Annotated in this window: 15 protein-coding genes; all 15 read right to left on the reverse strand. The window is 40.0% G+C overall.

Annotated elements, in window-relative coordinates; translation table 11 throughout:
* Positions 1 to 2 precede the first annotated feature (2 nt).
* The 15 genes from AB840_RS11290 to AB840_RS17170 all read right to left on the reverse strand — a co-directional run bounded on the left by AB840_RS11290 (position 3) and on the right by AB840_RS17170 (position 10,755).
* The gene (locus AB840_RS11290; RefSeq protein ID WP_159445785.1) at positions 3 to 1,253 is read right to left on the reverse strand and encodes a DUF2213 domain-containing protein; all 1,251 of its coding nucleotides are present in this window, start codon (positions 1,251 to 1,253) and stop codon (positions 3 to 5) included.
* A gap of 35 nt (positions 1,254 to 1,288) precedes the next feature.
* Positions 1,289 to 1,816 (reverse strand): hypothetical protein, encoded by a 528-nt coding sequence (locus tag AB840_RS11295; RefSeq protein ID WP_048514952.1) that lies wholly within the window; start codon positions 1,814 to 1,816, stop codon positions 1,289 to 1,291.
* Entirely contained in the window at positions 1,809 to 2,237 is a 429-nt protein-coding gene (locus AB840_RS11300; RefSeq protein ID WP_048514953.1) for an NUDIX hydrolase, read from the reverse strand. Before AB840_RS11300 ends, AB840_RS11295 begins: the two co-directional genes overlap by 8 nt.
* A complete protein-coding gene (locus AB840_RS11305) occupies positions 2,234 to 3,040 on the reverse strand; it encodes a phage head morphogenesis protein (RefSeq protein ID WP_048514954.1) in 807 nt (268 codons plus the stop codon). Before AB840_RS11305 ends, AB840_RS11300 begins: the two co-directional genes overlap by 4 nt.
* Positions 3,037 to 4,515, reverse strand: a complete 1,479-nt coding sequence (locus tag AB840_RS11310; protein WP_053078173.1) for a phage portal protein — start codon at positions 4,513 to 4,515, stop codon at positions 3,037 to 3,039. The genes AB840_RS11305 and AB840_RS11310 overlap by 4 nt, the downstream gene beginning before the upstream one ends.
* Positions 4,516 to 4,530: 15 nt before the next feature.
* Positions 4,531 to 4,776 carry a hypothetical protein gene (locus tag AB840_RS18310; protein ID WP_407657325.1) on the reverse strand — a complete coding sequence of 82 codons (246 nt, stop codon included), beginning with the start codon at positions 4,774 to 4,776 and terminating at the stop codon, positions 4,531 to 4,533.
* On the reverse strand, positions 4,661 to 5,311 hold the full coding sequence (locus tag AB840_RS11315) for an HNH endonuclease signature motif containing protein (RefSeq protein WP_078791678.1): 651 nt from the start codon (positions 5,309 to 5,311) through the stop codon (positions 4,661 to 4,663). Before AB840_RS11315 ends, AB840_RS18310 begins: the two co-directional genes overlap by 116 nt.
* A 9-nt stretch (positions 5,312 to 5,320) precedes the next feature.
* The gene (locus AB840_RS15830) at positions 5,321 to 6,769 is read right to left on the reverse strand and encodes a PBSX family phage terminase large subunit (RefSeq protein WP_053078174.1); all 1,449 of its coding nucleotides are present in this window, start codon (positions 6,767 to 6,769) and stop codon (positions 5,321 to 5,323) included.
* A gap of 115 nt (positions 6,770 to 6,884) precedes the next feature.
* Positions 6,885 to 7,718, reverse strand: coding sequence for a terminase small subunit (locus AB840_RS11325; protein WP_048514956.1), 834 nt, complete (start codon positions 7,716 to 7,718; stop codon positions 6,885 to 6,887).
* 552 nt (positions 7,719 to 8,270) lie between these two features.
* Positions 8,271 to 8,624: a DUF3310 domain-containing protein gene (locus AB840_RS11335; protein ID WP_048514958.1), complete on the reverse strand. Its 354-nt coding sequence runs from the start codon at positions 8,622 to 8,624 to the stop codon at positions 8,271 to 8,273.
* Positions 8,625 to 8,637: 13 nt separating this feature from the next.
* Entirely contained in the window at positions 8,638 to 9,024 is a 387-nt protein-coding gene (locus AB840_RS11340) for a hypothetical protein (RefSeq protein ID WP_048514959.1), read from the reverse strand.
* Positions 9,017 to 9,481, reverse strand: coding sequence for a YopX family protein (locus tag AB840_RS11345; RefSeq protein WP_048514960.1), 465 nt, complete (start codon positions 9,479 to 9,481; stop codon positions 9,017 to 9,019). The genes AB840_RS11340 and AB840_RS11345 overlap by 8 nt, the downstream gene beginning before the upstream one ends.
* A gap of 81 nt (positions 9,482 to 9,562) precedes the next feature.
* Entirely contained in the window at positions 9,563 to 10,321 is a 759-nt protein-coding gene (locus AB840_RS11350; protein ID WP_048514961.1) for a DNA-methyltransferase, read from the reverse strand.
* 12 nt (positions 10,322 to 10,333) lie between these two features.
* Entirely contained in the window at positions 10,334 to 10,579 is a 246-nt protein-coding gene (locus AB840_RS11355) for a hypothetical protein (protein WP_048514962.1), read from the reverse strand.
* Positions 10,576 to 10,755, reverse strand: coding sequence for a hypothetical protein (locus AB840_RS17170; protein ID WP_048514323.1), 180 nt, complete (start codon positions 10,753 to 10,755; stop codon positions 10,576 to 10,578). Before AB840_RS17170 ends, AB840_RS11355 begins: the two co-directional genes overlap by 4 nt.
* Between the last annotated feature and the right edge of the window lie 136 nt (positions 10,756 to 10,891).

Consider the following 10,891-nt stretch of genomic DNA (forward strand, 5'->3'; position numbering starts at 1 on the left):
GATTATTTACCTTCCTTTCCAAAGTTGTTCCATTTAGCCGCGGCGATCTCTGCCCGTTCTGCAAAATTATTTGTTTTTGATTGTGCGTCCTGTGCCTGTTTCTGTCGTGCTTTTTGCGTTTTTTTGATAATTTCAGTATATTGATTCCTGCCTAATACAGGACGGCTGTCGCGGACGGTCTGAGCAAACTTATTAGCAACCTCATTTCTTATTTTTTCATCCTGAATGGACATAATAATCGGCTTCATATCTTTTACGATTTTCTTTACCGATTCATCTGATTTGGCTGGTTCTTCATCCATTTCTTCATCCGGATCATTATCTGGAGTATCATCAGGATCGCCATTTTCACTGTCGGGAGCGCCATCGGCATCCTCGTCCTTTGTCTCCTTCGGAGTATCGGATAATTCCTTTTCCAGTCCGTCTAATGTTTCTTCGGCGCCCACTTTTTTATGTACGTCCTTGTCGGATTCCACAAGACCTGTTACGGTTTCGGTAAGCTTTGCGACGGCTTCAGCAAGCTTATCAATTTTCGCATTGGTTTCTTCCATCTTTTTTTGTTCCTCCAATTCTAATGCTTTGTTTTCATCTGCGTATTCATCTTTTGTTTCTTTCGGCGTAGCTGGGGCATCTTCTTTTTCGTCGGTTTTCATAGCGGCCGCTAATTCTTCCGGGTCCGCATCTTTGGCAAATTCTTTTAATCCTAGCCCAAAAATGCGATGCCATAAATCATTTTTCATAATAGTTCCTCCTGTTTTTGGTTTTTTGTCGTGAATAGCTACGGAATGACCTGCTCTCCCATTCGCAACGACAGCAACATGATTCCCAATAATATGCGTTTGTTCCACTTCACCGGCATCGTTTAGGATATACTCTGTAAAATAGCCACAGGATACTTCCCGTTTTTGTTTGTTTTCTATTTTATTGATAAGCCCAGTATCGGTTACGTACAAATCGCCGACAAGGTATGTACCATCACGGCGTACATTCTGGACGTGACCACGAATGGCAAAAGTGGCGGTGTCGACAGTTAAATTATCTGTCGGGTGTTCATCGGTAATCGGCTTTCCTTCAAAACTGGCAATAGTATCTTTGCTGAATAGACTTTGCTCGGTGCGTTTTACGCGTATAGTATCTTTCCCTATGGATTTAGATATCTCAGGCGGCAATTCAGAGCTTAAATACATCATGTCCCCGGTGCGGCCAATACGCACATCCTTACATATCAAAAAGCCTTCGGGGGTTTTTATCATGTGCGGTGACAGCTTATCACCGTAATACGACAGCATTACAGTTCCTCAAATTCAATTGCATAGCCAAGCGCGCCGCCGGACGGAACCGCGCCGCCATTTAGGTTTATTGCCATGCCTTGAGCTGCGCCGCGTAGATACAATGCCTTATCATTTCTTGTCGTAAAGTCAAACTCAACGATGCCTGCTGCTCCTGCTACGCCAAAGTTCAAGGCTTTTGATGCAATGGCAACCCCTGCGCCTACAGATGTAGGTTTTGCACTGTATACTTTGACGGTGGCAGTTGCCGCGCTGTCTGCGCTATCAAACTGACCAATAGACGGGGACGTACTTGTTCCTCCTGTATTGGCTGCGGTGCGCTTTACCAAGGAAACGTTCATAGTCCCTGCTGTCGTGGCAACGCCAGATACGATAACTTTCTTTACTTTTACAGACTTCGCCGCCGAAGCATATACGGTTACAACGTCCGTCGGAGTTGCGTCAGGGGTAAGCGCTACGCCGCTAACACCGTAGGTAGGGTTTTTCCCTTCTGTGCTTGCTTTTACATATGCGTTAAAATCAATCATTTTGTTCCTCCCTATCACTATTTAATAAATTCAAACAATACGGGGTCAGTCCATTCCAAGCGAGATTTGGATTATTGCAATCCATAATATGATCGCCGAGAATGTGATACCATCGAATATATCCTTCATCCATGGGGCGGTAGAAATATATATCTATTTTGGGGATGATGATGCCAAATATATGATTGGTACAATCAGTAAGCGTCTGTGCCATTAACGGACGTATGACGGCATCGTCTGGAAGAGCTGATCCCATTTCTTCTTCCCATTCGCGCAGCATGCATTCATTTGGGTCTTCGCCGTCCTCAATATGCCCACCTATACCAGATAGCAATCCCTTACCGGGGTTATTTTCTCTGCGTATTAAAAGCGTATACATAAAGCTTTTATCAACAGCAATGGCTTGCGTATAGTGATTCATAATAGCTCCTTGAATTGATACCGTGTCATTTTCTGTATGTGGCCTCCGTAATATACCTTATGCGGCCAATGTACATCATCAATTGAAATCAGTGGTGCAGCATAGCAGCGGCAATTATATGTTTCGCCTGGGTTGTAATTCCCATATGATTTTTTACCAATCAGCTTTTCAGGACTAGGAGGTGATATATACGAGCAAAGAACGCGATCCATATGCGAATGTGAATCACGCACTCTGGCATCTTCTGCTGTTCTCCATTCGTACCATGTAACGCCTGCGGATTTGGCTTTCGACTGCATTAAAATAGCTGACGCCCTGGACGATTCTGTCCTAGCTATCAGCATGGCCTTCGTTTTTTTCATATGTGGGTATTTTTTCTGCAGTTCTTTGGCTATCCCTTCCGGGCGAATACCCTGCTGCTGCATTTTAAATATAGTCCGTGCCATATTCTCTGCGATATCAGGAGGTGCCGACTGGATATAATGCACATTTCGATCGATCAATTCTTGATATGTTGATGGCGTATGGCGTAAAGATCGATATATTTTATTCCCTTTAGATGATTTGCGAGCCGCTTCCCGCCATGACCGATCTACATGGCGATTCGTCATTGTAACCATTTGTCGCGCCATTTTTTCCGCTACATTGTAAAATGTTTGCGATGCAACAAAATCCTGTATTGCATTTTTCAGCGATTCAGGGTTATGCAGCATATCCGCATCCCAATGAAACCGATTAAACAGTTTTATGATCCATCGTTGATATTCTTTTTCGATCCTACGCCGGGGCGTCCATTTAATCATGATTCATTGCCTTCCGGTTCATCTTTATTCTTAATATCCAATTGATCCGATTCGGTAGGTTCGTCTTGCTCTTCTTCTTGCGGCATATCGTCAATAAAATCATTATTGGCTCTAGACACATCCTCGTCCGTAATCGAGCTGAACATATTAGTCGAATAGCTGAGCTCCTGTAATTCCTGCAAATACATCTTTTGCGTAATCGCACCGTCATTATATGCCTGCGATATAGACACTACTTTCTTCCCTACGATATCAGCTAGTTTGTCTTCTGTCGGCGTCTGGATAGAATTAAATCTAAAATCCAAATCCTCAGGGACATATCCAAATTCCGACATGAATAATACTGGATACAGCTTATTTAAAACAGGTCTAAGTTGCGATTCCTGACGTTGCCCTACCATATCATAATAGTTCTGCATGTCGGATTCGCCGGTTGCGTTTTGGCCTGCAGGTTCTCTCCCGAATAATTTTGTTACCGGTATTTCAGCGGCTCCTGCAATATCAAGCATTTGAGATTCGTAAATATCATTTAATCCTGCAAATGTATAATTCATAGCGCTTACTTCGTCATCTGGGCCGATAATCATCATGCCATTATTATTTCGCATTTGATTCTGTGCGGTTTTGACAGCGTAAAAGTCTTGCTGTGTTTGTGGGTCTGTAGCAGATAGCAGCGTATCAAGGTCCTTTATCTTTTCTACCAGCAGGTTTGCTTGAAATACTAAAGACGCGATATTCCAACTGGTATTATCTCGTTTGGCAAGTTCATCAAATACGTGTTCTAGCTGAGATGCGCCCCATCCTATTTCTGCCATGTTTTCCCAATAAGGAAGCTTTCTGCCGCAAAATCGCAAAACGCGGCTATGATGTACGCGGACCATCGCATTATCATTAATTGTATCTCGTACTTCATACCATTCCGGAAGCCCGAAATCAGGATCACGCATGTCTTCAATTAATTCAATCCCAGGATAAATGCCGGACCATCGATCTACAACCAGAAGCCCACAATAACTATTCGGGAGTATATCGTCCATCCGCAACGGTTCTTCTAGTCGGTCTTCGTCGCCGTGAATCATCATAATCGCTGCTGCGCCGCCGTATAAATCTCCCCAGCATAACCCTTCGTTAATCTTTTCCTTTGTCTTCGTACGCTGTTCTAGACGATGTAATCGGTCCGTTACATCCGGTTTTAAATCAGACGTAAATGATACCCAGTTTTTGCACATATCCCCTGGAATCGTTTCAATGATTTTTTTTGCGATCCACGAATTGCGATATAAGATATTGAGCAAATTATAATTACGAGTAATTCGGGTTAATTTGTAATCGGTCGCCCCCATCATACCTGGTTGATCCAACCCAAGCCGGCCCAATTCATTGGTAAAGCTGTCCATAACAAGGTGCCTTGCTGACCGAATATGTGGTTCTGCCGCTTTAGGCTCTTTTGATATGGGTTTTCTTTTCTGCTTCATGCGGCAGCATCTCCTTTAAATCTTGTATGATTTAACAATTGTCTTGCAAAAATAACGTAGCGCATCGCAATTATGTAGGATAATCCCACCATTAACGGAATAATTGTGATGTTTATCCACTTCCATATTATATACATCCTCTTGTTTACTGAGCTTTTTTATACTTTTTATTTTGCATAGTTTGTAATCTTGATTTTGTGTAACATTTTGGGGAACATGTTTTTGCTTTTGAATATTTGTTTGTTGTAAATTCGTTACCACATATAATGCATGTTCTTTTTTCATTATCTACTCCCGATCTTCTGCGATATGCTGATCTGCAATTGTTAGAACAAAATGCATTTTCATGTGTTCTAGTCGTTTCAAATCCATTGCCACAGACAGGGCATATCCTTTTGATTTTTTGATGTAATTTGTCTTTCATTTGGTCATAGCGTTTTTTATGCCACTGGGATCCGTCGCTAGATGCATGCCATTTTTTAGCAGCTTCAATCCCTTTTTTATGAAATTCCATTACATGTTCTTTGGTATGCAATTTGGCATGCAAAGATAAATGATCGTGCACTGTTTTTAATTCTAAATTACTAATTTCATTATTGTTTTTGTTAAAATCTTTATGATGTATTTGATATCCCATGGGTATGTCTCCATTGAAATATTCCCACACAGCAATATGCAACCGTTTCCTTTTACCATTAAATAATTTGCTAGACAAATAATATCCAGTGTTATCGTCTCTTGTGTATTTATCAGATAAGAACGACGCGTACTTACCATTATTGCTATATATAACCACAATATCACCTCATTTTATTGATAAAACACAATCACCAGGTAAAATATTTCTTAATTCAACCCATCCTCGTTGTGTCAATATCGGATGGTCATCTGTTGCATGTATAATTCTCCCATCTTCTAACTTTACTTCATATATTTCTGCCTTTTTCTTTGTCATGCGAATATTAAATGCATTGCTAATGGTTTTTTTCTTTGTTTTTCCATCAAAGCAATACACATTGCAACGTTTATTGATTAAATCTTTAATCGGGATACTGCCTTGTGTGGTATCAATTAAAGTGTCTCCCGTTATGCATCCGTGATCGTTTTCTTTTACCGGCTTTTCTACGCCACGTTCCGACGCTTTTTCATCCCAAATATAAGATTGCAATTCTCGGCATAGATTCGGACATTTGTTTTTATTGATATATAGCTTTTTGGCTTGAAGCAACGTTGCTACCAACCGGATGCCATTCAGTACCTCATTGTCTGCGTTAATGGTGTCTGCCGCCTCGTGGCTATTTAGTTGCCCTTTTCTAAGCTCTAATTTAAAAGAGGCTGCCGATGGATCGACAATAAAAAAGACGTATCGCTTATGATCCACGTACGTCTGTAATCGCTGTGTGTATTCTGCATCGGTTAGTTGTTTTCTTTCTTTTTTGCTGTCGTAATAGTATTCACTATTGACAACATATACCGTTTTCCTTCCAACTGTCTGTTCAATACATTCTAAGCAGGCGAACGGATTAATGGTTCCATAATCAATTGCATAATACCTGCGATATAATAAATTCCAATGAATCGGGGCTGAATCGTCGTCATCATACATATTGTCGGTGCAAAACATATCGTAGATAACACCTTCGGCATTTTTACGTAGCCCCAAAATATCGCGCAGATACCATATAGATTTTTGATCATAGGTCTGGATAATGGTACGTATTCGGTCATCTGACATGCTTAGATTGTCAAATATAGTAAAGTGTTCGTAGTTATATCCGTATTGTGGTATATGCAGTACATTTTCTTCATGTTGTGCTAATACTTCGGTATAGAACCAGTGCAGTTCTGCTTTCGGGTTCAAATCAAATAATATTTTTCGCTGTCCAGACGAAATTGTCCGGTCGAATACTTCTTGTATAAATGGCTGGGCGCATTCGTTTGCTTCTGAGATGTATACGGTCCCCAACGTGAAACCTTTGATTAACCGTTCGTCTCCATTTTTACCGCCGCCTGATATTAATACAATCTTTTCTCCGGTTGCAGTTTGAATAAACAACGCGTCTTTATCCTTGTACTTCCCTTCACGGCAGCGTCCTTTAAAGTAATTCAGCAGCCCGAATCCATTACTATCAATGATATTCAGCTTGGCGGTTGCGACCGAAACACCCGCGGCCAGATGCAACTTATCGGGATGGGTTTCAAGTATGGACGCCCACGCAATAATGTTGATAATGTTTTTCCCTGCGCGCGTCACTTGCCGCCTTCGGCAACAGACAGCCACGTTCTGTTATTTAAACATTGTTTAATATAGTTAGCTTGTTTTACATCAAACGGCGCATATTGTACCATGGCGGCAAATCACCTTCTTTCTAATTCGTTTCACTATGTTCATTGTCATCGCTTTTTTCAAACTCTTCTACATGTCGATCTGGAACCGGATGTTGTAGCAAGTCGGCTAATGCTTGGATATTTTCATTGTGATCTTGTATTGCGTCTTTCCCGTCGGATTTATTCAATGACGCAATTTCGGCCTGCAACTTTTCATTTTGCAGATTAACTTGCAGTTTGGCAGATTCATCAAATCCTAGATATTTTTCTATTTTTTCCCATGCCCATTTCTTATCAGCCAATTTGATCGCTACGCCGGAATTTGTCTCCTTGATTTCGTCGATCAAAGATGTATCTATCCGAATGCTGTCAGTCAAGACAATATGACGGCCTCCCCGAATAGCAACATAGTCTCCTATATCCGCATTAACTACTTTGAGACAATACCGCAGCAGATCCTGTATGCCGACATCTATACCGGTACGCAGAATATCCCGTAGCCGCTTAACCTCGGCTTTGATGTTGGGGTCTGTCAGGAGCTTACAGCCCTCAACCCTGGCTGTATCTTTATTTCCGCCATATGCTTTTAAATATGATTGCAACGCATTATAGGACGTCGCATAATATACGCAAAAAAGACGTCTTTTTTCAGTTAATGCTTTGTTGGCATCCACTGAGATAAACATCTTTTTTTTAATTGATTGTTTAGTTGCAACCCTGTTCGTTTTGGGTCGCGGACTTTTTTTATTTGGTGCGTCCTTCCAATACCGGTTTGCCCAACTTTTTACAGCCGATATAGACACGCCATATTTGGCGGCAATATCTTTGTATTTCATGCCATGGATATAATCTTGGTAGGCATCCTCATGTTTCACATACTCACCACCATCCTTTAGGTGCGATGATTATTTCAAAATTCCATTCCGTCTATGATTGATAACCGGTCGATGATTGATATCGGTTTCATTCGTCATTTTTTGTTTATGCCGCTTTATTTCAAAACATTGGCAGCGCTCGCTGTTAATCACGAGTTTGGTATGCAAACAAAAATCTTTTTGATTATATTTGCATTTTTTGTTATCGCAGAATACCATACGGATCACCCATTACATTGTTTATTTTATAAATAAAAAGAACCCACAACTGCTCATGTGAGTTCTTCGTTTATCGGTGACAGACCGCGCATTATCAGTTCCTTGCCATTTAAGAAACCCAATGCGGCAGTCCGTCTATATTGTAGTATGTATTGCCGTCTTATTTATCGCCGCTCAGCATACGGCGGGGAAATATGTATGCGATTTAGGAAGTATGCAATGTGGTTGTTTTCCCAAACTTCCACGCTATTAGTATAGCACAAGAAACACATCACGTGTCGTTCAAAAATCTCCGATTTACTTCTATTTTCTCCGTTTTTCTTCTTATTTCTTTTACAAAACTTCGTTTTTATCTTGCTTATCTTGTAACTCTTTATGTAACCATTTTTTATATGTTTCAAATTTAGCTTTATCATCCGTATTTCCCTTTTTTCCGGCACGCATCGCGTACTTGATGATGTTTCCCTTTAAATATCCTATAAATTCGTCTGGTGTCAAAATGGACCTCATTACAGATATTGGCTGCACTGGCATCTTAGCATAATAAGAGGGGGTGTGGTCATCATTTATATTATTATCTTGAATTTCTTTGCACGGTTGTTTAGTTGTAACATTATTGGATTTTCTTATTTTAGCAGCCTCATTCATAAGGATTGTGTTTAAGCTCTCATCTGTGTTTTCTATCATCTATTTACACTCCTCAATAATAATTATCTTCAACAAAATCCGTACATTTTTTAACTATTTTTTGTCTTTTACAATATTGGCATACAGTGTGGTCATGACTGTCACAATCATTACACAAACATCCTCTGCACTTGCTGCCCGCCGCAAATGTTACCTCAAACTCATGTGGGCCTGTGTGTAATGGAGGGTCAGGTTGTTCGTATGTAAATGTCTTTTTATCTTCATAATGCTTGTTGATTTTATCTGCTAATTCCAATGCACAGGATTTGCATAATGTAATAACGCTACCATGTCCATCATGTTCAAAGTATATCTCACACGTTCCATTTTCTGATCGGCAGCAATGGCAAGAAAAACCGTTTCCGCGTTTCGGGATGTCTACTCGCATAATACTATCCATTTTCTCTCTCTTTCAGCAGATCGGGATTTTCATACCGGTTTCCGATAATCTCAAAAGTTACATCGTCGGCCCAATTATCAATATGATTATATATATTGCTTTCCTTCCATCCTCCCTGAATATATTGATACACAAAGGATCCGTTTTTATATACCACGATTAAATTATAGGGTTTCCGCTTACTTCCATCTCTCCTGTTTATAATTGTAACCCCTAATATGTCCCCTTCGTATATCTCCTTTCCGTGACTGTCTTTTAATCCAGTATACTGCATCAAAATTGCGGTATCGCATCCATCCGTCCCACCTATAAGATGATTATCATTTATTACCCTTCCGTGCTCTTTAAATTCAACAATGACATTAGTATATACATAGGGGCTCAACATTTCAATGCAGACAACCTTTTCCATCATTTTTTTATTTCTATCCCATGCTCTAAATTTTATATCACGCATTATTGTTCTCCTCCTATTTAAAACTAGAGACGACCCCAACTATCCTGGCTATTCCCAAAAGTTCATAGTTTACACTTCCTTCTAAAATAACGATTTTTCTATCGGCATCGAAAGCATTTTTTCTATGGCCTGTTTGTAAAATCGTTTGTCGCATTCAAATCCATAACAATTTCTTCCTAGTTCATCTGCCGCTCGCAAAGTCGTCCCACTCCCAGCGCACGGATCAATAATTGTATCTCCTTTATCCGTGAATATCTCTATTAGTTTCTTTAATAAATTTACTGGCTTTTGTGTCGGATGAATTTTTGGGTATATTTGATTATCCCGTATCCATGTAAACCAATTAAAAATCATTTTATGATCATTGTTGAATTTCGGCAATTTATCACGGTATAGAACAACTGCATGTTCTGTTGCTCCTACAATCTTCATATTTGCTTTTAGAACCTGCGCCGAATAATTTTTAATGAAATACAATGGATAGCTATTAACAAATCCATACTTCTTGCCATATTCAATGATCGTTGAAATCTGTTGAAACGAACAAAATACGATCATTGCAGGAGCGTTACCTTTCTCTTTCGGCTCTTTTTTTAACAATTTACTGCAAAAATGGAAATACTCTGCAATATTAAAATTGTTGTCTGTATTAAAAAATTGTTTTCCAGCTTTATCGCTCTCTCCATTCTTGTTGTTTCCGTTTTTATACCATGCAGGATTAGACGCGTAGGCGTAATTACCTAAATTATACGGTATATCTGCAATGACAAGCTGCGCTTTTGCCGGAATATTATATACTTTATAATTTTGAAAATTATCGTTATATAGTTTTATTGGCATAATATCCCTCCTTTACCACTGAATAATAATCTTGCTTGTATTAGACGCTATCTTATATCCTGATTCTTCCACTGTAGCGCATATTTCAGCGTCTACCGCATCTATCCCTGTCTTATCCAATACAGCATACCTAAGTCCCGTTAGGCACGCTGTATCGATCGATTTACGTATATTTTCCATGCTTACGTCCAGCATATTTTGATCTCCTTGTGTCATGTGATCTAGTGATTCCTCTCTGGCTTTACTCGCTAATTTCATATCCACGCCCCCTTTTCATACCTTTCACAATTGATCGGCTCGCTCTGGATCGGTGAATCATCAGCCGTCCTTTTGCTATCTTTTTTCCACATCTCCGCTGCCGCTACGGATACTCCACATATACGGTATTTACGGCAGTCTTTACGATTACAAAACACATAACCCATGTAATACATACGACCACCCGCCTTACCATCTAAACAGTAAATTACCGCATTTTACTTCTGCAACAGCTCTTACAAATCCGCTTTCCAGCATCTTCATTTTGATGTCCTTTCGGATGCGGATTGTATATTTTTTGCTTCTGGTCTC

The sequence above is a fragment of the Megasphaera cerevisiae DSM 20462 genome (assembly GCF_001045675.1).
GTDB classification, from domain to species: domain Bacteria; phylum Bacillota; class Negativicutes; order Veillonellales; family Megasphaeraceae; genus Megasphaera; species Megasphaera cerevisiae.

What these genes read in the sequence shown, in the direction of transcription:
- AB840_RS11290 (WP_159445785.1), bottom strand. Translation starts at nt 1,253, where the DNA reads ATGATAAAAACCCCCGAAGGCTTTTTGATATGTAAGGATGTGCGTATT.
- AB840_RS11295 (WP_048514952.1), bottom strand. Translation starts at nt 1,816, where the DNA reads ATGATTGATTTTAACGCATATGTAAAAGCAAGCACAGAAGGGAAAAAC.
- AB840_RS11300 (WP_048514953.1), bottom strand. Translation starts at nt 2,237, where the DNA reads ATGAATCACTATACGCAAGCCATTGCTGTTGATAAAAGCTTTATGTAT.
- AB840_RS11305 (WP_048514954.1), bottom strand. Translation starts at nt 3,040, where the DNA reads ATGATTAAATGGACGCCCCGGCGTAGGATCGAAAAAGAATATCAACGA.
- AB840_RS11310 (WP_053078173.1), bottom strand. Translation starts at nt 4,515, where the DNA reads ATGAAGCAGAAAAGAAAACCCATATCAAAAGAGCCTAAAGCGGCAGAA.
- AB840_RS11335 (WP_048514958.1), bottom strand. Translation starts at nt 8,624, where the DNA reads ATGATAGAAAACACAGATGAGAGCTTAAACACAATCCTTATGAATGAG.
- AB840_RS11340 (WP_048514959.1), bottom strand. Translation starts at nt 9,024, where the DNA reads ATGGATAGTATTATGCGAGTAGACATCCCGAAACGCGGAAACGGTTTT.
- AB840_RS11345 (WP_048514960.1), bottom strand. Translation starts at nt 9,481, where the DNA reads ATGCGTGATATAAAATTTAGAGCATGGGATAGAAATAAAAAAATGATG.
- AB840_RS11350 (WP_048514961.1), bottom strand. Translation starts at nt 10,321, where the DNA reads ATGCCAATAAAACTATATAACGATAATTTTCAAAATTATAAAGTATAT.
- AB840_RS11355 (WP_048514962.1), bottom strand. Translation starts at nt 10,579, where the DNA reads ATGAAATTAGCGAGTAAAGCCAGAGAGGAATCACTAGATCACATGACA.
- AB840_RS17170 (WP_048514323.1), bottom strand. Translation starts at nt 10,755, where the DNA reads ATGTATTACATGGGTTATGTGTTTTGTAATCGTAAAGACTGCCGTAAA.